Genomic DNA, 21,691 nt, shown 5'->3' with positions numbered 1-21,691 from the left:
GCACAACCGCTAATGGCCTCAAATAGATCATGTGCTATATCATGATATAGGATATGATTTTAGGCTGAATGAAGCTTTTGAAACTCCTTTGGAGTGTAACCGGTATGCTTCTTAAAAAGAAAATTGAATCTGCTGGCCGAGTTAAACCCGGAGTCCTGGGCCATTCCATATATGGTAAGGTGAGCATTATTTGGGTCCATCAACTTTGACTTAACCTCTTCTATTCTAAAACCAATCAAATATTCCGTGAAACTTATCCCTAAATTCTGGTTGATGGTTTGGGAAACATATTTTGGCGGAACATTTAAATGCTGAGAAAATGATTGAAGGGTAAGTTTTGGTTGAAGGAAAAGCTTGTCTTGCTTCATGGCACTCTCAATCATTTCTAGATACAAACTTGACTTTTCATTTGAGATATAGGTCGACCTGTATTTTTCAGGCACAATTCCCAAATCGTGTTTGGCGTTCATTTCCTTATACGCCAGAAAAAATATGGGTAAGGCCAAAAATGTGGTAAAGCTCTGTAAAACCGCATTGGGCAACACCTCTATTCCTGCCAAAAGCAATATAGATAACACAAAATTTGTTAGTAGTATAACGGCAAAGACCAAGATGGAGGGGAGTATCCAATTGTAGAATTGTTTGGCACTTGAGTAGTTCAAAACCAAAAATTTAAGTGCCAAGAACAGATACAAGCTTATTTGAATATAAGCCACAAATGGGATTATTTGCTCAAACCAGGGCCACTCAAGGAAAATATTTATACTGGCCGGAATAAGAAAGGGAAGGGTATTGAGCAATATTAAATTTGTTCTCGTTTTATATCCGTAATGGATAACATATAAGTACAGTGCAGGTCCACAAAACCACATGGAATTGTTGGAAATATCCTGAAAAAAAGGGATGCTTGAAATTAAACCACTAAGATTTAAATAGGTGTTCATTACAAGTAGGCCAAAACAAAAACACAATAGGCCCAGCAACTTGTTGAGCACACTTACACCTTTCGATTTTAACATGAAATGAAAGCTCAGAAACAAAGCCTGTACTGCCACGATTAAGTTTATGATTGAAAGAAATTTCAAGTCTAAGTCTATAAGAAGGTTTATGCGTGTTCTGTCTAAGATTGCAAGGCAAAAGATACTAAATTCACATTGAGATTTGGCACTGGTAATTCTGAAACCACAGTTTGATTATCGGCTACAAAAAGCAACATGGGGTCATGGGGTCAATGCAATTGAATCAACAATTATTTAAAAAGAATGGCTATGGCTCCTATGGCAGTAACAATGAGAATAAACCTTTTATAGTTTCGGTCATTGATTCTTTTCACAATAAAAACACCAACTAAAAGCCCAACCAATATTGCCGGAACCAATCGCAAGTTTATAAGTAAAGTTTCCGGGGTGATGGTTTTCCAGACAAAAACATGAAATGGGAGTTTGAACAAGTTTGTAATGAAAAAGAGCCATGCTGCCGTTCCAACAAATTCATTTTTAGGTAAGCGCATGGCCAAAAAGAAAATGTTTGTAAAAGCACCTGCCAAATTCCCGATCATGGTACAAATTCCTGCCATAATCCCTATAGATCCAGAAAAGAACCAATGTGTAGGAACTCGGGAAGATTTCCTTCTTTCCCACCAAAGCAAGATGCCCAAACTAATGAAGATTACCACTACCATTCCCAATTTGAATTCTTTTTCAGGCAGGTCCTTGCCCATAAAAACACCAAACAAAATGCCCATTAACATCCAGGGAAGAAACTTTAACAGGTATTTCCATTGAGCATGTCTGTTGTAGTAGATTACTGCAAAAACGTCACCAACCAAGAGCAAGGGAATAAATATTCCTGTAGATTGTCTGGCACCAAATGCAAGGGCCATTAGGGTTACGTTAAAAATGGACATCCCTTTTAAACCGGCTTTTGATGTGCCCATTAAAAAGGTAGCTGTAGCGGCCAAAAGCCACGCCATCCATAACGGTTCAGAAGTTATATATAGAACCAAAATTGGTGTTTAGCGAACAAAAACCAAAGGTATTCTAAAAAATTTTACCTTTAAAAGCAGACCAATCATAACCAAATGGATATTCAAACTTTAGATTATTTCATAATATTCGGATTTTTCGCTTTAGTTCTTTTCATAGGAATTTACGTATCAAAGAAATCCGGAAAAAACACTTCAGAGTTTTTCTTATCAGGCCGTAATATGCCTTGGTGGCTTTTGGGTTTTTCCATGGTGGCCACTACTTTTTCCACCGACACGCCAAATTTGGTGACGGATTTTGTTAGAAAAAGTGGGGTTTCTGCCAATTGGGGCTGGTGGGCATTTTTGTTGACAGGGCTCCTTACCGTTTTTGTATACGCAAAACTATGGAGAAGATCAGAGGTGCTTACAGACCTGGAATTTTACGACTTGCGCTATGGAGGAAAACCGGCACATTTTCTAAGAGGGTTTAGGTCCATTTATCTTGGCCTTCTTTTTAACATTCTTGCACTCTCGGCAGTTAACTTGGCCGCCATCAAAATAGGAGGAATAATGTTGGGTCTTGAACCGGTGGAGACTATTCTGATGGGAGGGGTCATCACGGTAATCTTTAGTGCAATCGGAGGATTCAAAGGAGTGGTTTATACTGATTTTATTCTTTTTTTCGTGGCCATTGCAGGTGCGGTGGGCGCTGCGTATTACTTGATCAATTTACCTGAAGTGGGCGGAATAGAACAAATGCTCACCCATGAAAATGTAAAGGATAAGCTTTCCATACTTCCGGATTTTTCAGATTCGAGCAATGTAATTGCCATTTTGATTATTCCTTTGGCTGTTCAATGGTGGAGTTCATGGTATCCGGGAGGTGAGCCAGGTGGAGGAGGTTACATAGCTCAACGGATGTTGGCCGCTAAGAATGAAAACCATGCCATTGGAGCTACTTTTTTCTTCAACATAATGCATTACGCACTACGTCCATGGCCATGGATTTTGGTAGCCTTGGCCTCATTGGTGATATATCCAGACATTGCTAGTATATCCGAGGCTTTTCCTAATGTTCCAGAAGACAAACTAGGGCATGATTTGGCGTATTCGGCAATGCTCATAAAACTGCCCAGTGGCCTTTTGGGAATTGTATTGGCTTCATTGGGAGCGGCGTATATGAGTACTATTTCCACCCATTTAAATTGGGGATCATCCTATTTGGTCAATGATTTTTACAAACAACAGATCAATAAAAATGCTTCAGAAAGAGAATTGGTTAACGTAGGTAGGCTTACTACTGTGATTCTTATGGTTCTTAGTGCAATTTTTGCGCTATACTTGACCAATGCTACCCAATTATTCTCCATTATTTTGGAGTTTGGTGCCGGAACAGGCCTGGTCTACATTCTTAGATGGTTCTGGTGGAGAATAAACGCGTGGAGCGAAATCTCTGCCATGTTCACTGCGGCAATTGTCAGCTTTGCTTTCAACTTCTCCTCCCTTGGGACCTATCTTTTTGGAGATGGAGCTGTTGATGGGATTTTCCCATTTTGGAGCAGACTTCCCGCAATTGTGCTTATAACATCAATTTTTTGGCTTGCAGCCACTTTCCTTACCCAACCGGAAAGCAAGGAGGTGTTGTATGATTTTTATAAGAAGATAAGACCCGGTGGGCCTGGTTGGAACAAGATAATGGAGCAGGCAAAGAATGATAATGTGACCTTGGATGTCAAAAAGGAAAAATGGAGCGTGCCTTCAGGCATCTTGGCCATGTTGTTGGGTTGTGTATTGATTTATTCAACCATGTTTGCAACAGGATATTGGATCTACGGTAAAACTACAAGCGCTATAATATTGACTGTTGTGGTCATAATTTCAGGATTTTTGCTTGTACGGGTATGGAACAACATTAAAGGATCGGTGTTATAATGGGATTGGGTAAAAGGGTTATTTCGGTTGATATTTTTAGGGGCATGACCATCGTTTTGATGATTTTGGTAAATACCCCGGGAACCTGGTCAAATGTTTATGCCCCTTTGTTGCATAAAGAATGGCACGGTTATACACCAACTGACCTTGTATTTCCCTTTTTTCTCTTCATTGTTGGGACTTCCATTGTGTTTGCCTATCAAAACAAAAAAGCGAATACTGCCACCTATAAAAAGATTTCAATTAGGGCATTAAAACTTATTGGACTGGGACTTTTTCTTGGAGCTTTCACCATAAGCTTTCCTTTTATAAAGGAATTCGCCCAAATTAGATTTCCAGGAGTGCTTCAGCGCATCGGTGTGGTGTTCTTTTTTGCAGCCATTCTTTTTTTGAACTTGGATTGGAAAAAATTAATCGGCACTACAATTTTTCTATTGGTTGGATATTGGCTTTTGATGACATTTGTACCCGTGGAAGGAGTAGCATCTACCTTGGAAAGAGCTCCAAACAATCTGGCCAATTATCTTGATGTAAAAATCTTTGGCACGCACAATTACAAACCTGACTATGACCCCGAGGGGTTTCTCAGCACCATTCCGGCCCTTGTTAGCTCTCTTTTAGGAATTTTTACCGGACTGATATTGACCTCCAACCAAGAAAAGAAAACAACAATTCTATTTGGTCTGGGAGGAAGCTTGTTGATAGTAGGACACCTTTGGGATATAGTATTCCCCATAAACAAGGCATTGTGGACGAGTAGCTTTGTACTGGTCACGGCGGGATGGGCCAATATTGTATTATCACTCATCTATTATTTGACCGATGTTAAAGGAATCAAATTTGGAAGTGTTTTCAAGTATGCTGGTGCCAACGCCATTGTTGTTTATTTCCTGTCCAGCTTTATCACAAAGCTGTTTTACATGATTCAGGTAGAGGAAGGAACCTCATTGCACAGATGGCTATTCAACACCATATATGTCCAAGATTTTTTATCCCTGGAATTTTCTTCCCTGTTATATGGCCTTAGCGTGGTATCATTTTATTGCTTTCTGGCCTATGTCCTTTACAAAAGAAAGATTTTTATAAAGGTTTGATTGAGTGAAGGGCTTATGCTGTCATCTCCATCAAACGGGCCACGTATTTACCGATGACATCAAATTCCAGATTTACCCTGGTGCCAATTTCATACATGTTGAAACGGGTATTTTCGAAGGTATAGGGAATTATGGCCACACTAAACGTATTCTTTTGGGAATTGACCACGGTAAGACTCACACCGTCCACGGTAATGGAACCCTTTTCAATGGTTACATTGTTGAAACCAGGATCATATTCAAAACCAAACACCCAGCTTCCATCTTTTTCCTCTACAGAAGAGCAAACCGCAATTTGGTCTACATGCCCCTGAACAATATGGCCGTCCAAACGGGCACCCAAGACCATGGCACGTTCCAAATTTACAATGTCTCCCACCTTTAAATCTCCCAGACTGGACTTGCTAAGGGTTTCCGCAATGGCAGTAACAGTGTAGTTGTTGCCATTCAAATCAACAACCGTTAAGCAAACCCCGTTATGGGCCAAACTTTGATCTATTTTCAATTCTGAAGTAATATTTGAGGACAATGTAATATGCAGATTGCCCCCTTCTTTTTCCAGTTTTTCAACTTTACCCAATGTCTCTATAATACCTGTAAACATGTGTCTTTTTTATTGACTAGTTTTGTACTGTAAAAGTAGCCATATCGGCGCTGATTTTATGAAAGAAAAACAAAAAATAAAACTTGGAATTTCCGTTGGAGATTTAAACGGAATAGGATGCGAAGTGGCATTGAGGACCTTTGAGGATTCCAGAATGATGGACTTTTGCACCCCGGTCATTTTTGCTTCTAACAAGGCAATCTCCCAGCAGAAATCAGATTTGGGGATAAATATAGCTTTCAACGGGGTCAAGGATGCGGCCCAAGCCGTTGATGGAAAGATCAATATCGTAAATGTTTGGAAAGAAGTTCCAAAGGTAGAGTTTGGTCAGGCTACACAAGAAGGAGGAAGATTTGCTATTAAGTCGTTAAAAGCTGCGGTTGCAGCTTTAAAGAATGGGAAAATAGATATTTTGGTCACGGCACCAATCAACAAGAACAACATACAATCCGAAGAGTTTAAATTTCCGGGACATACAGATTTTCTCGCCCAGGAGCTCAAAGGAGAAAGCCTAATGTTTATGGTGACAGATGATTTGCGTGTAGGTTTGTTGACCGACCATATTGCTGTAAAGGACGTGGCCCAGGCCATCACCCCAAAATTGATTCGGGATAAGGTAAACATCATGGAAAAATCCTTAAAGATGGATTTTGGCATCCGCCGCCCAAAAATAGCTTTGTTGGGGATAAACCCACACAGTGGGGACAATGGAACTATTGGAGAGGAAGATGACAAGATTTTAAAACCGGTTATCCAAGAGATTTTTGACAAGGGAACTTTGGTGTACGGACCATACTCTGCAGATAGTTTTTTTGGCTCTAACAGCCATCAAAACTTTGATGCCGTTTTGGCTGCCTATCATGACCAGGGACTAATTCCTTTTAAAACACTGTCTTTCGGAAAAGGAGTAAACTATACCGCCGGACTTGAAAAAATCAGGACTTCACCGGACCATGGCACTGCGTATGAAATTGCAGGGACAGGAAAAGCTGACCCAAGTTCTTTTAAGGAAGCAGTTTTTACAGCTTTGAAGGTGTTCAAGAACAGAAATGAATATTTAGAGCTGACCAAAAACCCATTGCAAAAGCAGAGGGTCAAAAAGGCAGGGTAGATTTTGTTGGGGCGTTTTCATAATTCTGTGCAAGTAATTGTACATTTATAAATAAGTAGTATCTTTGCACCCGCCTTTAAAGGCTGGTACACAAACCTTAAGTGTTGAAATGATGAAGTTGAAGGAGTTTTTCATTCCTTTTTCTGGTTTAAAGCAGGGAAAGCACAAGTTTGAGTACGAAATAGACAATACGTTCTTTGAATCTTTTGATTACCAAGAGTTTAATGGGGCATCATTAAAGATAACCGCCATATTGGAAAAGATGAGCAATATGATGGAATTGAACATTGAGGCCCGAGGAACGGTAGACGTGGATTGTGATTTAACAGGGGAGCCTTTTGATCAAAGTGTGGATTCAGAACTTCATTTGGTCGTTAAGTTCGGAGAGGAATATAATGATGAAGACGATGAAATTCTGATTATTCCCCATGGAGAACACCAATTCAACATAGCCCAGTATGTTTATGAAATGCTGGTTTTGGCCGTTCCGCAGAAAAGGGTTCATCCAGGTGTTCTGGACGGCAGCTTAAAATCAGACATCTTGGACAAGCTCGAAGAGTTACAACCAAAAGAGACCAAAGAACAATCAGAAAAAACAGATCCCAGATGGGATGACTTAAAAAAGTTACTAACGGACAAATAGGTTTACAATGGCACATCCTAAAAGAAAAACATCAAAGACCAGAAGGGACAAAAGAAGAACCCATTACAAAGCGTCAATGCCTACAATCGCCAAAGATTCTGTAACTGGTGAAATGCACTTGTTTCATAGAGCACATTGGCATGAAGGCAAGCTGTACTACAAAGGACAGGTTTTGATTGACAAGACCGAAGAAGAAACAGCGGCTTAAATGTAAACCCTATAAGATTTAACAACTCCCGTTTTTGATGTAACGGGAGTTTTTTTATGGGCCATACCCAATCATTAAAATCGACCCTGTTTTCATAAATAAGTCATATAAAATGACTAATTTTCACCGCTTTTGGGTCAAATCTTAACGTTTTTGACAAAAAAAGACACCAATATGAAAAAAACAACAGCAGCAATTACAGCTGTGGGGGGCTATGTTCCTGATTTTGTTTTGTCCAACAAAGTCTTGGAGACCATGGTAGATACCAACGATGAATGGATCACTACCAGAACCGGTATCAAGGAACGAAGAATATTAAAAAAAGAAGGAGCAGGGACGTCATATTTGGCCATTAAAGCAGCCGAGGACCTGTTGCAAAAAAGTGGGGTGGACCCTGCAGAAATAGATTTTGTTTTGGTGGCTACCGCAACACCGGATATTCCGGTTGCTGCTACTGCAGCTTTTGTTGCTTCGGAAATAGGTGCTGTCAATGCTTTCTCTTATGACCTGCAAGCTGCTTGCTCTAGCTTTCTTTATGGAATGTCAACCGCGGCCAGTTATATAGAATCTGGCAGGTATAAAAAAGTATTGCTTATAGGAGCCGATAAAATGTCTTCTATAATTGATTATACCGACAGAACCACCTGCATTATTTTTGGAGATGGTGCTGGAGCAGTACTTTTTGAGCCCAATGAGGAAGGATTAGGGTTTCAGGATGAACATTTACGATCAGATGGTGTAGGCCGACAGTTTTTGAAGATTGAGGCGGGAGGTTCAATTTTACCTGCTTCGGAAGAAACCGTAAAGAACAAACAGCATTATGTTTTTCAGGACGGAAAATCTGTCTTTAAGTTTGCCGTTTCCAACATGGCCGATGTTTCGGCATTGATTATGGAAAGGAACAATCTGGAAAAAGAGGACGTAAATTGGTTGGTGCCACATCAGGCCAATAAACGAATCATTGATGCTACCGCCAACAGGATGGGCCTAGAAAAGGATAAGGTCATGATCAATATTCACAAGTACGGAAATACGACCTCGGCCACCTTACCTTTGTTGTTAAACGATTATGAAAAACAACTCAAAAAAGGGGATAATCTAATCTTTGCCGCATTTGGCGGTGGATTCACATGGGGCGCCATTTATTTAAAGTGGGCCTACAATACAAAATAGCACAACTAACTAAATCATATTCGATGGACATTAAGGAAATTCAAAGTTTAATCAAGTTCGTGGCCAAATCTGGCGCTAGCGAGGTGAAATTGGAAATGGAGGATGTGAAGATCACCATTCGCACGGGACAGGCTTCCAGCGCTCCTGAGACCACAATCGTACAACAGATTCCTGTAGCACAGGCCCCTGCGGCCCCTATTCAACCTCAGGCTCCTGTAGCGCAAGAGCCAGCTGCTCCGGCCGCTCCAGATGCAGGTTCTGGCGAAGACGACTCAAAATACATCACCATAAAGTCTCCAATTATTGGAACGTTCTACAGAAAACCTTCTCCGGACAAACCACCGTTTGTTGAGGTAGGAAGCACCATCAATCAGGGTGACATACTTTGCGTTATTGAGGCCATGAAGCTATTTAACGATATTGAGTCCGAGGTTTCCGGTAAAATCGTTAAGGTACTGGTTGAGGACTCCTCACCAGTGGAGTTTGATCAGCCATTATTTTTGGTAGACCCTTCATAGAAAGTTTTAAATGCTAAATTTTAAGTGACTGATCTTAAAGTCGTTTAAAACCATTTAAGATTTAGAATTCAAAATTTAAAATTTAATTCTATGTTCAAGAAAATATTGATTGCAAACAGAGGGGAGATAGCCTTAAGGATTATACGAACCTGCAAGGAAATGGGAATTAAGACCGTAGCGGTCTATTCTAAGGCCGATGAAGAAAGTCTTCACGTTCGTTTTGCAGATGAAGCGGTTTGCATTGGCCCGGCACCGAGCCATGAATCCTATTTAAAAATACCGAACATCATTGCAGCAGCGGAGATTACCAATGCCGATGCCATTCATCCAGGATATGGGTTTCTTTCAGAAAACTCCAAATTCTCAAAAATCTGTGCAGAGCACGACATTAAGTTCATTGGAGCTTCTGGAGAGCAGATTGACAAGATGGGAGATAAGGCCACCGCAAAGGAGACCATGAGAAAGGCTGGGGTGCCGACCGTACCAGGATCTGAAGGTTTGCTAAAGGATGTAAGCCATGCCAAGAAAGAAGCCAAAAAAATGGGGTATCCCGTAATGATCAAAGCTACAGCTGGTGGTGGTGGTAAAGGAATGCGAGCCATTTGGTCGGAGGAAGAAATGGAGAGTAACTTTGAAAGTGCCGTCAAAGAAGCCACAGCAGCTTTTGGGAATGGCGGTATGTACATGGAGAAGTTGATTGAGGAACCTCGTCATATAGAAATACAGGTAGTGGGCGACCAGTACGGCAAAGCCTGTCACCTGTCTGAAAGAGATTGTTCGGTGCAGCGAAGACACCAAAAACTGACCGAAGAGACTCCATCACCATTCATGACCGATTCCCTTAGGGAAGATATGGGAGCTGCGGCGGTTAAAGCTGCAGAATACATTAAGTATGAAGGGGCCGGAACCGTAGAATTTTTGGTGGATAAGCATCGAAACTTCTATTTCATGGAAATGAATACCAGAATCCAAGTAGAGCACCCCATTACAGAACAGGTTGTGGACTATGATTTGATCCGTGAGCAGATTCTAGTTGCTGGAGGAGTGCCTATTTCTGGTAAAAACTATTATCCAAAACTACACTCTATAGAGTGTAGAATTAACGCGGAAGACCCTTATAATGATTTCAGGCCTTCCCCAGGAAAGATTACAACACTGCACACACCTGGAGGCCATGGCGTGCGTTTGGACACCCATGTGTACAGTGGTTATGTAATTCCACCAAACTATGATTCCATGATTGCCAAGCTTATTACAACGGCCCAAACAAGGGAAGAGGCCATTAATAAGATGCGCAGAGCGTTGGATGAGTTTGTGATCGAGGGAATAAATACTACAATTCCGTTTCACCGACAGCTTATGGATCACCCCGATTATTTAGCGGGGAACTACACCACTAAGTTCATGGAGGATTTTGAAATGGACCCGAAATATTTAGATTAAAAAATGACCCCGATGAAAATCGGGGTTTTTACTTTATGGGATTAAGCTATTGGGAATATAAAACTTGGCTTTCCAATGTGGATTTTACCATTATTGGAAGCGGAATAGTCGGTCTTAACTGTGCCCTTCATCTGAAGGAAAAATACCCCAAAAGCAAAATCTTGGTGTTGGAAAAAGGTAGTCTGCCCCAAGGTGCGAGTACCAAAAATGCCGGGTTTGCCTGTTTCGGAAGCATTTCGGAAATCCTATCGGACTTAAAAACTCATGCCGAAGAAGAGGTAGTGGCCTTGGTTCAGAAACGTTTGCAGGGAATTCAAGCTTTGCGACAACTTCTGGGAGATGGCTCTATTGGATTTGGGCAGCACGGAGGACATGAGCTTTTCCTATCAGGTCATCAAGAGCTCTATGAGGATTGTTGTGCTGAAATGGAGCGTTTAAACAAACTGCTCAAGCCCGTTTTTAGAGATAATCCGTTTGTAAAAACGGAAAACAGCTTTGGTTTTGGAAAGGTTCAGGACCATTACATCACCCACAAATTCGAAGGTCAATTGGACACTGGTAAAATGATGTACTCCCTGCTGCAAAAGTGCTTGCAACAGGGCATTCCTATCTTGAATGGTGTCCACGTAACAGCAATACAGGAAAGTGGCCAACAAGCAACTGTGGTAACTGAAAATTTTGAATTCAATTCCAACCGTGTTTGTGTGGCAACCAATGGGTTCGCCTCAAAACTCCTTAAAAATGAGACCATCCTTCCGGCCAGAGCGCAGGTCCTTGTTACCAAACCCATAAAGAATCTGAAAATAAAGGGTACTTTTCATTTTGATGAAGGGTTTTATTACTTCCGAAATGTGGATGACCGTATCTTGTTTGGTGGAGGAAGGAATTTGGACGTTAAAGGAGAAGAGACCATGGAATTTGGACAGACCCAAATTATTCAGAATAGATTGGAAGAATTACTTTCCGATGTAATTCTACCTAACCAAAAAGTGGAAATAGACCATAGATGGAGCGGAATAATGGGGGTAGGAACGCAGAAGACTCCTATTGTAAAGCAGGTGTCCAACAATATCTATTGTGGAGTTCGCTTGGGAGGAATGGGGGTTGCCCTTGGTAGTTTGGTGGGAAAAGAATTGGCCGAACTAGTATGAACAAAGAAGACTTGGTAAAACATTGTTGGAAGCATTTTGAACTTAAGTTCAAAACTGTGCAAGACCGAATGAAGACCCTTCAAGATTCGTTGAGCTCTGAAACCAAAAGTAGCGCTGGCGATAAGCACGAAACTGGGAGGGCGATGGTACAATTGGAGCAGGAAAAATTGTCCAGGCAATTGTTGGAGTTGGAAAAGACCAGAAGTGTTCTTCTTCGAATAGATGTCAACCAGAAGAGTGACAAAATTAGTTTGGGCAGTCTGGTGAAGACTGATCTGGCCAATTATTTTGTAGCCATCTCAAGCGAAGTGTTCAAGCAAAAGGACCTAACTGTTTTCTGCATTTCCGCAGGCTCTCCCATAGCACAAAATTTAATGGGAAAAGAAATGGGCGAAGCATTTTATTTTAACGGACAGGAACAAACCATTTTGGAAGTCGCATGAAAACTAATCCAAATTTGGTTTTAGGTATTCATCAATCGATTTAAAAAGTTGGGATAGTTTTACTCCCCTTGCCTCACAGATTTTGTACAGGGTTTTTATAGGAATGTTATAACCCTTCGGTTGAGATATTTTTCGAACAATTTTTTCATCAATATTATGGTCTATCGCAAATGCTCTTTTAGATTTTGCTTTTGCAACCCATTCCTTGGCTATATAATTGCAAATAGTTCGATTTATATCCATCTCAGAACAAAGGAATGAGTTCTTCGCATAAAAAATGCGGACGTAAATCCGCAAAAAGGATAGTTTTGATTACATTTGGTGAAAACTTAAATCTTTGACCATGAAAAACAACGAAAATGCCTTTTTAAAGGGGCTGGAATTTTTGGCCCAGGAACATTTTAGGTCATTGCGGCCACAAAAAGGGGGTTTTGGAGTGGAGCATTTTCATGTAAAGGGCTACCAAGACCTGCTGTTCCATCTGGAAGCCTTGATCAATGTCTGTACTTTGGCCCTGGGCAACCCCAACGCCGAGGACCACCCTAACATAAAGGAGCCCCGTGTACACGTCCAGACCGTTTTGGAGATGGCGGCCCAACTCATTCCTTTTGAGGAAGCCGCTCTTTTGGACCAAATGCGGGAACTTATTTGGAAGGTGGAGGGAGCATCAGATTAACTACTGATCCAAATCCGGTTTCTTACGGCCGGCTTTCTTTTCAGAGTCCCTTTTTTTGGTTTTCAGGCGTTTTTCCACGGAAGATTTGGTGGGCTTGGTAGGTCTTCGCTTTTTGGGAACTTCAATCGCCTTTTTCAAGATTTCAAAAAAACGCTTCACTACAAGAGCTTTGTTTTTATGTTGACTTCTTGCTTCATCACACTTCAGGACCAATACCCCTTCATTGTTCAACCTTGATTTTAACTTCAGCTGGATTCGTTCCTTTTCAGCATCAGAAAGTCCTTCGGAAGAAAGTATGGCAAAAGAGAGTTCCACTTTAGTGGAAACCTTGTTTACATGTTGTCCCCCGGCTCCTCCACTTCTAACTGCCTTAAACTGTAATTCTCTATGTATTTGTTCTTTGTTCAACCTGAAGTCTCGCATTAATGGTTTCCAAAGATACATTAAGAAAAATGGCTTCGCCGTTAGTCAATTCATTGGAAGTACTGAAGAACAAAACCGAACCCTCTTCTGTAACCCCTTCGTTGAGGTAATGTGTTCCTTTAAAGAAGGAATTATTGACCACAACTTTTAGGCCGGTGGTTTTAGAAACCTTAAACTCATGGGGATAAACAAGTACGGACCTGTCAATTTCGGCATAGGATTTCAAAAGTCTGATAGGGACTTTGTTGACTTCGCCAAACAAAGAAGCTATATAGTAGTTGGGCGGGTTGTTGAAGAGAAGTTTGGTGTCGTCAAGAGCTGCCATTTTTCCATTTTCAAGGATTAGGGTACGGTTGGTATAGGGCAGAACATCGTTGGGATCATGGCTTGCCGTTAACACGGTTATTCCCTGCTTCTTTAAATAGGCGTAAAGGTTTCTTCGCAGGGAACTCCTTTTAAAATTATCGATGTGCCCAAAGGGCTCATCCAACAAAAGAACCTCAGGTTCCAGGGCAAGGACCCGTGCCAGTGCTACGCGTTGCTGTTGCCCTCCACTGAGGTTTTTTACTTTGACTTTGGCAAAGTCTTCCAGCTCTATGAGCTTCAAAAGTTCTTTTATACGCTGTGGATGGCTATCACGTTCAAACACGGAAAGGTACTGACCTACATTTTCCTCCACGGTGGTAAAGGGCATTAAATCAAAATCTTGGGAGAGGTATTTCATATAGGATTCCCCCGGAACCAGGTTAAAATTGGGCCCGAGAGCTGCAGCATTTTGCCAAGAAACAGAACCATTCTCTACATGCAGAAGCCCATAGATAATTTTAAGCAAAGTGCTTTTTCCGGAACCACTTTCACCCATCAAAGCCAAGTGTTCTCCCTGGGCAACCTGAAAGGAAATATCCTCAAGAACGGTTCGGTCCTGATAACAGAAAGATTCAATGTCTACTTTTAGCATACCTCAACAATGGGACAGAATTTCTGTCCTCTTTCCTTAGTCCTTAAATTCTTTGAGCACCGCTTGGTTGGGAAGCTGGTCGAAGCCCATATTAAAGAAAGTGAAACCAAAAATATCTGCATACTGCTCAATGGTCTTGCTTACTGGGGTTCCTGCGCCATGTCCCGCATTGGTTTCTATTCTAATCAACGTAGGATTATTTCCTGTTTGGTTTTCCTGAAGTTCCGCAGCGAACTTAAAACTATGGGCAGGCACCACTCGATCGTCATGGTCACCGGTAGTTATCAGTGTCGCCGGATACTCTGTACCTTCTTTTACATTATGAACGGGGGAATATCCCTTTAGGTAGTTGAACATTTCTTCACTTTCCTCTGAAGTCCCATAATCATATGCCCAACCAGCACCGGCAGTAAATGTATGGTAGCGGAGCATGTCCAAAACTCCAACTGCAGGTAATGCTACTTGCATTAGATCTGGTCTTTGGGTCATGGTGGCACCAACCAACAATCCACCGTTGGAGCCTCCCCTAATAGCCAAATACTCTTTGGAAGTATACTTGTTTTCAATCAAATATTCGGCGGCGGCAATAAAATCATCAAAAACATTCTGTTTTTGGAGTTTGGTACCTGCTAGATGCCATTTTTTCCCATATTCTCCTCCCCCTCTTAGGTTGGGAACGGCATAAATACCCCCTTGTTCCATCCAAACGGCATTTACGATGCTGAAAGAAGGAGTAAGACTAATGTTGAATCCTCCATAGCCATAAAGGATGGTAGGGTTCTTACCATTAAGTTCCAATCCTTTTTTATGGGTAATGATCATAGGCACTTTTGTGCCATCTTTGGAGGTAAAGAATATTTGGGTGGATTCATAAGCCTCAGGGTCAAAATCAATCTCGGGTTTCCAGTATTGTTCGTAGTTACCCGTTTCAACATTGTACTTGTACGAAGAACCCGGGGTGTTGTAGTTGGTAAAGGAAAAGTAAAACTCCTTCTCTTCTTTTTTTCCACCAAAACCATTGGCACTCCCAAGGCCTGGTAGTTCAACCTCCCTAATCATTTTGCCCGAATAATCGTACTGGAGCACTTTGGAGATGGCATCCACCATATATTCGGCAAAGAAATAACCTCCGCCAGTACCAACCGTTAAAACATTTTCGGTCTCTGGAATTAAATCTTTCCAATTATCGGGGGATGGACTGGAAGCATCAACCACTACCACTTTTTTGTTTGGGGCATTTCTATCTGTCACCAAGAACAATTTGGAGCCCTCATTGTCCACCAAATAGGTATCAGAATTAGTATCATCCAAAATAGTGACAAGCTCGCTGTCCGGGTTCGTTAAATCTTTAAGGAAAAGTTTGTTGCCCGAGGTAGAAACCGAGGCGGAGATGAACAGATATTTGGCATCTTCCGATACTGAACCCCAAACATATCGATGCTTTTCTTCTGGAGTACCTCCAAAAACAAGCTCATCCTCGGATTGTGGCGTACCCAATTTATGAAAGTACAGTTTATGTTGGTCCGTTTTGGCGGAAAGCTCACTGCCTTCAGGTTTGTCGTAGCTGGAGTAGAAAAAGCCTTCATTTCCCTTCCAGGAAATACCGCTGAATTTGATATCCACCAAAGTGTCCTCAACAATTTCCCTGGTTTCAGCGTCAATCACTATTCCCTTGCGCCAGTCACTGCCGCCTTCAGAAATGAGATAAGCGGCTTTGGAACCGTCTTTGGTAAAACTGAGGGACATTAATGAGGTTGTACCATCTTCCGAAAATGAGTTCGGGTCTAAAAAGACTTCTTCCTCGCCCCCGTCTTTTTGCCTGTAAACTACATATTGGTTTTGGAGTCCATTGTTCTTATAGAAATAGGTATAGTCCCCTTCCTTGAATGGGGAACCCAGTTTTTCATAGTTCCAAAGCTTTTCCAATCGGTTTTTAAGGTCTTGCCTAAAGGGGATTTTGTCCAGGTACCCAAATGTAGAGGCGTTTTGTTCTTTTACCCAGGCTTCAGTTTCCTCACTTCGGTCATCTTCCAACCAACGATATGGGTCTTCAACTTGGGTTCCAAAATAGGTGTCAACTGTATCAACTTTTTGTGTAATGGGATAATTCAAAATTCGGTTTGTATTTTTCAATAATCTTGAAGATGATCCACATCCTACAAAAAAACAGGTTGCAATCAACATAATAGATTTTCGCATTTTTTTCAGATTGATTCTGATAAAAATACCATAAAAAATGTTTTCACGGCTCCCAACAAAAAACGTTTAACTATTATCAAGTACCCTTTTTGGAATCATTTATTATCCAGAATTCTTTTGATTTCTTCAATGACCACATCGGGTCTGTTTTGATGAATGTAATGTCCACTACCTTCTACAATAATGTGGTTGCTTTTGGGTGAAAGTTGCGACAATTCCTTTTGAAAGATGAGCCATTGCTGTCTCATTTCGTTACTCTCCAAAAAAGATGATTTCTTTCCGGCCGTCAGTACAGAAATGGGCACCTTTGGAAAAGGAGGGGCCTTCTCAAAATCTGATAATGTGTTTTTGACGATATCCAATTCATACTTTCTAGTACTCTTTTTAATGGAGAGGGTGAGCGTGTTGTAGAGCAATTGCTGTTCATTTTTAAAATACTCAAACTGCTGGGGGTGCGACGCATCCAGAAAAATAACCCCAGCAACCTCATCTGGAAACAGTCTTGCAAACATGTTGATATAGAGTCCGCCGGCAGAATGCCCAACTAAAAGATAGGGAGGAGGAATGTTGCTTGACTTAAGGTTGTCATGCAACTGCTTTGCCACATCCGTAACCGTGAAGGGAGGATTATGCAGGGAACTGGTTCCGTAACCGGGTCGATTGTAGGCATAAACCTTGGAAACTGTTGAAAGTGTATCCAAGATATTACGCCAGGTATCAATTGTAGGCCCCATTCCTGTTTCTAGAACAATACTGACCTTGCCATTTCCCTTTACCACATGTTCAACGATTCGGCCGTTGACAGTTTGTTGTGTGGTATTCTGAAGACTTGAACAATTTGCAAACATTATCGAGCATATAACAACTGCAACAAAATTGAAACCTTTCATTGTTTGTCTTTTAATGATTATTGACTGTTGGCATAGCGTGTTCCCATAACGCGCATAGTTTCCATTATAGCAGGAATACTTCTTTCTCCTTGAAGATCATACGAGTTTGTGACGGCAAAGTTCACAAAGTTATTATCCAGGTCAATGTACAATTGAGCAAACCAATTGGTATTGCTACCAGAATGGAAAATACCATTTTCGTTGATGTTCCATCCAAGTGCGTACCCGGAATCGTTCACTTCAGTATGCAACATTTCTAAGGTGGAAGCATTTATAATGCTACTCTCACCTAAATGCAGGTCAATGTATTTTGTTAGATCATTCAGCGTAGTATGTACAGTTCCTCCTGGACCTAGGGCCATGGGGTTATCCGAAAAAATATCTGTAGGGTTCTTTGGCGACCATTCCCCACCTTCAAGATGATGGCCCCATGGTTCGTGGGCGTTTCCATTCTTTCCGGGAGCACCAAAACCAGTTTGTGTCATGCCTAGAGGCGCCAACAAAAAGGTTTCCATAAGTTCTTCCCATGAAGTTTGCGTAATTAGTTCTAACATAACACCGGCAACTACATAGCTGTTGTTGCTATAGGAAAAGGTCCCTATTTGTCCCTGTGGCTGATTCAGTACAGCAAGAGCCCATTCTTGTCTGATTTCTGAAACATCTCTAGTGTCCGATGGGTCCACGGGATAATCTTCTGCCAGTATTCCACCAGTGTGTGAAAGCAGTTGTACCATGGTTACATCTTTGTAATCTTCTAAATAACCTTCAGAAGCTACGTCTCCAATGGTAGTGTTCCAAGATAAATAACCATGGTCCACTAAAATGCCCACCAAAGTAGCGGTCATGGATTTTGTAATGGAACCAAGGTGCCATTTACTGTTTTGAATTATTTCATTTTCTCCGTCTATCGATTGTATCCCAATTTCAACTTCTTCAACCACACCATTTGAATCGAGGGTTAGAGATGCCAAACCAGGGATAGAATAATCTTCCAGTATTTTTTTCATGTTTGGCTCTAACAAAGTATCTCCCGCTACGCCAACTTCCAGTGTTGGCTCTATAGGGTTATGGTCATCTTTATCACATCCGACGAGTGACATTCCAAAAAAACCAAGTAATATTAAAAATCCAGCTCTCATATCATTAATTTTAAAAGATTGCCACAAAGGAAGAACCGGTATTTGCCTTTTAAAAAATTTGTTGACCATTGCTAAACAAGTGTTGACCAACAACGATTTTTAATAGAATTGTCAATTTTTCGCAGTTGGTCAACAAATTCATTGAGTTGGTAAAACATCTTTGGACCTTTTAAAGGGAAGGTCTACCTTTTGGTTAGCTATTGATTTTTAGGCATTATGATTGTTTTCAAGAGGAACAGCATACCAAAGTTTTTAATGCATTTGTTGCCATGGAGCATTTTTGTGCTTTTAGCGAGCAGTGAAGCAGTTGGGCTAATCTGGGGGTTTTTTTCCCGTGCGGATGGGTCCATTTTTTTTCCAGTATTGTATGGAACCGCACTAGGAGCTGTTATTTTTTATCTGAACCTATATCATTTGATTCCAAAATTCTTTAGCCAAAACAAGAAACTCAAATATTGGGCATATGGCTTTTTGTTGGTTCTGCTTGTCTGTCTTTTGGAAACGGTCATTGATATTTCTGTGTTGACCTACAGACATGGCTCCCAAGAAAACGGAGCTGAGGGACAAGGAGATTTTTGGGTCTCTTTTGTATGGGTTTTTGCAAACACAACTGTGGCCAACGTAGCCTGTTGGATTTTTGCTTTTGCGTATAGATTTCCAAAGGATTGGATTGAGAATGAAAGACAAAAGAATCAGTTGGAAAAAGACAAACTGCGCTCTGAGCTTGGTTTTTTAAAAGCACAGATCAATCCGCACTTCTTGTTTAACGGCATCAACAGTATTTATCACCTTATAGGTGCCGATAATGATTTGGCCAAAGAGACTTTGTTGCAATTTTCGGGGTTGTTGCGGTATCAGCTCTATGAGTGCAATGTTAGTTTTATACCATTGACCAAGGAATTGGATTATTTAAAGAGCTATGTCAAGATTGAAGAAGTGAGAAAAGGAGAAGATGCCATGTTTGATATAAAGTTTCCTGATGAAGATGAAAAGTTGAAACCTCTCAAAATAGCACCGTTGCTGATATCACCTTTTTTGGAAAATTCATTTAAATACTTAAGCCATAATTCAGATAGCTCCAAGAACTATGTCAGAATGCAAATGATGATTGACGGTGAAAATAAATTTCGAATGGTTTTGGTGAATAGTTGTGATCCAAAAATCAAGAAGAAACCGGAAAGCAATGGCGGCATCGGGCTTGTGAATGTAAAGCGCAGACTTAATTTGATTTATCCAGACAAAAAGCATGAACTTGAGATAGTTTCAAGCGAGCATAAATTTGAGGTGGACCTAATGATTGATCTAAATGAAAATTAGTTGTTTAATAATAGACGACGAGGCATTGGCACGAAAAGGGTTGCAAGCCTATGTGCAGGAAATTGATTTTTTGGAACTCAAAGGCCTGTGCAAGAACGCCATCCAAGCCAACACTATTTTAAAAACTGAGTCTATTGACCTTGTTTTTTTGGATATTGAAATGCCTTTGATCTCAGGGATGGATTTTTTAAAGTCATTGCAAAACCCACCTAAAGTCATATTTACTACGGCCTATACCGAATATGCGGTTGAGAGCTTTGAATATGATGTAGTTGATTATTTGGTGAAACCCATTTCCATGGAGCGGTTTCTTCAAGCATGTAACAAAGCCTTTTCTGTGATTGTTGGCAATCAAGAAAATAAAGACAACACTGCTGAAAGGGAAATGGATGAAGAGTATCTATTCGTGAAAATTGATAAAGAATTGGTCAGAATCAAATACAGGGATATTTTGTTTATTGAAGGGATGCAGAATTATATCAAAATTCATACAGAGTCTAAAATGTATACCGCACATTTACCGCTTAAAAATGCATTTGAGATGATGCCCAAAACTAAGTTTTTTCAGGTGCACAAATCGTACATTGTTGCTTTGGACAAGGTTCAGATCATAAGCGGTAATATGCTTGTTATTTCCACACACAAAATACCCATTGGAAGAACCAAAAAGGATGAAGTTTTGAAATTGCTTACTAAAAATAAACTCTTAAGAAAATAGCTTTAAACTAGATTGTTCTCTACCAAATACTCCGCTATCTGCACCGCATTGGTTGCGGCACCCTTGCGAAGATTATCTGAAACCACCCACATGTTCAATGTATTGGGCTGGGTTTCATCCCTGCGAATACGCCCTACAAAAACATCGTCCTTGCCATTGGCATAAATGGGCATGGGATAGGTATTGGTATCAGGATTGTCCTGTACGGTAATACCTGGGGTTTCACTTAGCAGTTTTCTAACTTCCGATAAATCAAAATCATTATAGAACTCCACATTTACTGATTCTGAATGTCCCCCTGCGGTTGGAATCCGCACAGCGGTAGCGGTAACTGAAAAAGTACGGTCGTCCAATATTTTTTGTGGTTCACGGGCCAATTTCATTTCTTCCTTGGTATATCCATTTTCCAGGAACACATCGCAATGGGGTAGGGCATTTCGGTGAATAGGATACGGATAGGCCATTTCTCCCTGAACTCCAGCAGCTTCATTTTCCATTTGTTCCACTGCCTTTACTCCCGTACCGGAAACAGATTGATAGGTTGATACGATTACCCGTTTCATACCATATTTTTTGTGCAATGGATCCAAAGCCATCACCATTTGGATTGTTGAACAGTTGGGGTTGGCAATGATTTTATCCTCTGAGGTAAGCACATGGGCATTGATTTCGGGAACCACCAATTTTTTTGTAGGGTCCATACGCCAAGCGGAAGAATTATCGATTACCGTTGTGCCGACTTCGGCAAATTTTGGAGCCCACTCTAAAGAAGTTCCTCCTCCGGCAGAGAAAATGGCAATATCAGGTCTGGCAGCTACAGCATCAGCTAGTCCAATTACCGTATGTTCTTTATCCTTATAGGTCAATTTTTTCCCGATGGACCGTTCCGAGGCCACCAGTAACAATTCCGATATTGGAAAATCACGTTCTGCCAATACTTTTAACATAACCTCGCCTACCATTCCAGTGGCTCCTACTACTGCTACTTTCATTTCAATTTATTTGTGATGACAAAGGTACTTCAGACAATGATTTATACAAGCAGTTTTATGATGGATAATTAAAAAATAACAAGATGTTATAAA

Annotated in this window: 22 protein-coding genes; 13 read left to right on the top strand and 9 right to left on the bottom strand. The window is 40.9% G+C overall.

All coding sequences use genetic code 11. From position 1 onward, the window contains the following. Positions 1-59: 59 nt before the first annotated feature. Together DX873_RS10345 and DX873_RS10340 are read right to left on the bottom strand one after the other, a co-directional pair. Entirely contained in the window at positions 60-1,055 is a 996-nt protein-coding gene (locus DX873_RS10345) for a helix-turn-helix domain-containing protein (RefSeq protein ID WP_147296644.1), read from the bottom strand. A gap of 194 nt (positions 1,056-1,249) precedes the next feature. Next, positions 1,250-1,972, bottom strand: coding sequence for a sulfite exporter TauE/SafE family protein (locus DX873_RS10340; RefSeq protein WP_116184365.1), 723 nt, complete (start codon positions 1,970-1,972; stop codon positions 1,250-1,252). A gap of 108 nt (positions 1,973-2,080) precedes the next feature. Between DX873_RS10340 and DX873_RS10335 the strand changes: the two genes are divergently transcribed. Both DX873_RS10335 and DX873_RS10330 read left to right on the top strand, forming a co-directional pair. Next, a complete protein-coding gene (locus tag DX873_RS10335; RefSeq protein WP_116184364.1) occupies positions 2,081-3,898 on the top strand; it encodes a sodium:solute symporter family protein in 1,818 nt (605 codons plus the stop codon). Next, entirely contained in the window at positions 3,898-4,992 is a 1,095-nt protein-coding gene (locus tag DX873_RS10330) for an acyltransferase family protein (protein ID WP_116184363.1), read from the top strand. Before DX873_RS10335 ends, DX873_RS10330 begins: the two co-directional genes overlap by 1 nt. Before the next feature lie 13 nt (positions 4,993-5,005). On the opposite strand, the gene DX873_RS10325 is transcribed toward DX873_RS10330, so the two are convergent. Next, positions 5,006-5,596, bottom strand: coding sequence for a riboflavin synthase (locus DX873_RS10325; RefSeq protein ID WP_116184362.1), 591 nt, complete (start codon positions 5,594-5,596; stop codon positions 5,006-5,008). A 58-nt stretch (positions 5,597-5,654) separates the two neighbouring features. Between DX873_RS10325 and pdxA the strand changes: the two genes are divergently transcribed. The 9 genes from pdxA to DX873_RS10275 all read left to right on the top strand — a co-directional run bounded on the left by pdxA (position 5,655) and on the right by DX873_RS10275 (position 12,962). Next, the gene (pdxA, locus tag DX873_RS10320) at positions 5,655-6,707 is read left to right on the top strand and encodes a 4-hydroxythreonine-4-phosphate dehydrogenase PdxA (protein WP_116184361.1); all 1,053 of its coding nucleotides are present in this window, start codon (positions 5,655-5,657) and stop codon (positions 6,705-6,707) included. 109 nt (positions 6,708-6,816) lie between these two features. Then, the gene (locus DX873_RS10315) at positions 6,817-7,350 is read left to right on the top strand and encodes a YceD family protein (protein WP_116184360.1); all 534 of its coding nucleotides are present in this window, start codon (positions 6,817-6,819) and stop codon (positions 7,348-7,350) included. Between the two features lie 7 nt (positions 7,351-7,357). Continuing rightward, complete coding sequence (gene rpmF, locus DX873_RS10310; protein ID WP_116184359.1) at positions 7,358-7,558, top strand: 50S ribosomal protein L32; 201 nt, start codon at positions 7,358-7,360, stop codon at positions 7,556-7,558. Positions 7,559-7,732: 174 nt separating this feature from the next. Continuing rightward, positions 7,733-8,731: a beta-ketoacyl-ACP synthase III gene (locus DX873_RS10305; RefSeq protein ID WP_116184872.1), complete on the top strand. Its 999-nt coding sequence runs from the start codon at positions 7,733-7,735 to the stop codon at positions 8,729-8,731. Positions 8,732-8,754: 23 nt separating this feature from the next. Then, positions 8,755-9,249, top strand: coding sequence for an acetyl-CoA carboxylase biotin carboxyl carrier protein (accB, locus tag DX873_RS10300; RefSeq protein ID WP_116184871.1), 495 nt, complete (start codon positions 8,755-8,757; stop codon positions 9,247-9,249). A gap of 90 nt (positions 9,250-9,339) precedes the next feature. Next, on the top strand, positions 9,340-10,692 hold the full coding sequence (gene accC, locus DX873_RS10295) for an acetyl-CoA carboxylase biotin carboxylase subunit (RefSeq protein ID WP_116184358.1): 1,353 nt from the start codon (positions 9,340-9,342) through the stop codon (positions 10,690-10,692). Positions 10,693-10,727: 35 nt separating this feature from the next. Next, positions 10,728-11,843, top strand: coding sequence for an NAD(P)/FAD-dependent oxidoreductase (locus DX873_RS10290; RefSeq protein WP_116184357.1), 1,116 nt, complete (start codon positions 10,728-10,730; stop codon positions 11,841-11,843). Next, a complete protein-coding gene (locus tag DX873_RS10285; RefSeq protein ID WP_116184356.1) occupies positions 11,840-12,286 on the top strand; it encodes a GreA/GreB family elongation factor in 447 nt (148 codons plus the stop codon). The genes DX873_RS10290 and DX873_RS10285 overlap by 4 nt, the downstream gene beginning before the upstream one ends. 343 nt (positions 12,287-12,629) lie before the next feature. Next, complete coding sequence (locus DX873_RS10275) at positions 12,630-12,962, top strand: hypothetical protein (protein WP_116184354.1); 333 nt, start codon at positions 12,630-12,632, stop codon at positions 12,960-12,962. Here DX873_RS10275 and arfB read toward each other — a convergent pair whose 3' ends face one another. The 5 genes from arfB to DX873_RS10250 all read right to left on the bottom strand — a co-directional run bounded on the left by arfB (position 12,963) and on the right by DX873_RS10250 (position 18,571). Further along, complete coding sequence (gene arfB / locus DX873_RS10270) at positions 12,963-13,370, bottom strand: alternative ribosome rescue aminoacyl-tRNA hydrolase ArfB (protein ID WP_116184353.1); 408 nt, start codon at positions 13,368-13,370, stop codon at positions 12,963-12,965. It lies immediately after the preceding gene. Next, positions 13,348-14,343 (bottom strand): ABC transporter ATP-binding protein, encoded by a 996-nt coding sequence (locus tag DX873_RS10265; RefSeq protein ID WP_116184352.1) that lies wholly within the window; start codon positions 14,341-14,343, stop codon positions 13,348-13,350. Before DX873_RS10265 ends, arfB begins: the two co-directional genes overlap by 23 nt. A gap of 36 nt (positions 14,344-14,379) precedes the next feature. Then, on the bottom strand, positions 14,380-16,542 hold the full coding sequence (locus DX873_RS10260; RefSeq protein WP_116184351.1) for a prolyl oligopeptidase family serine peptidase: 2,163 nt from the start codon (positions 16,540-16,542) through the stop codon (positions 14,380-14,382). Positions 16,543-16,637: 95 nt separating this feature from the next. After that, entirely contained in the window at positions 16,638-17,390 is a 753-nt protein-coding gene (locus DX873_RS10255; RefSeq protein WP_181899471.1) for an alpha/beta fold hydrolase, read from the bottom strand. Positions 17,391-17,449: 59 nt separating this feature from the next. Further along, positions 17,450-18,571, bottom strand: coding sequence for a serine hydrolase domain-containing protein (locus DX873_RS10250; RefSeq protein WP_181899470.1), 1,122 nt, complete (start codon positions 18,569-18,571; stop codon positions 17,450-17,452). A gap of 255 nt (positions 18,572-18,826) precedes the next feature. Here DX873_RS10250 and DX873_RS10245 point away from each other — a divergent pair, with 255 nt between their 5' ends. Further along, positions 18,827-19,888 (top strand): sensor histidine kinase, encoded by a 1,062-nt coding sequence (locus DX873_RS10245; protein ID WP_181899469.1) that lies wholly within the window; start codon positions 18,827-18,829, stop codon positions 19,886-19,888. Further along, positions 19,878-20,606 (top strand): LytR/AlgR family response regulator transcription factor, encoded by a 729-nt coding sequence (locus tag DX873_RS10240; protein ID WP_116184347.1) that lies wholly within the window; start codon positions 19,878-19,880, stop codon positions 20,604-20,606. The genes DX873_RS10245 and DX873_RS10240 overlap by 11 nt, the downstream gene beginning before the upstream one ends. 2 nt (positions 20,607-20,608) lie before the next feature. Here DX873_RS10240 and DX873_RS10235 read toward each other — a convergent pair whose 3' ends face one another. After that, complete coding sequence (locus DX873_RS10235) at positions 20,609-21,598, bottom strand: aspartate-semialdehyde dehydrogenase (protein WP_116184346.1); 990 nt, start codon at positions 21,596-21,598, stop codon at positions 20,609-20,611. Between the last annotated feature and the right edge of the window lie 93 nt (positions 21,599-21,691).

The sequence above is a fragment of the Flagellimonas nanhaiensis genome (genome assembly GCF_003382275.1).
In the GTDB taxonomy this organism is placed as follows: Bacteria; Bacteroidota; Bacteroidia; order Flavobacteriales; family Flavobacteriaceae; genus Flagellimonas; species Flagellimonas nanhaiensis.
This window is presented reverse-complemented; position numbering and strand designations above follow the sequence as displayed.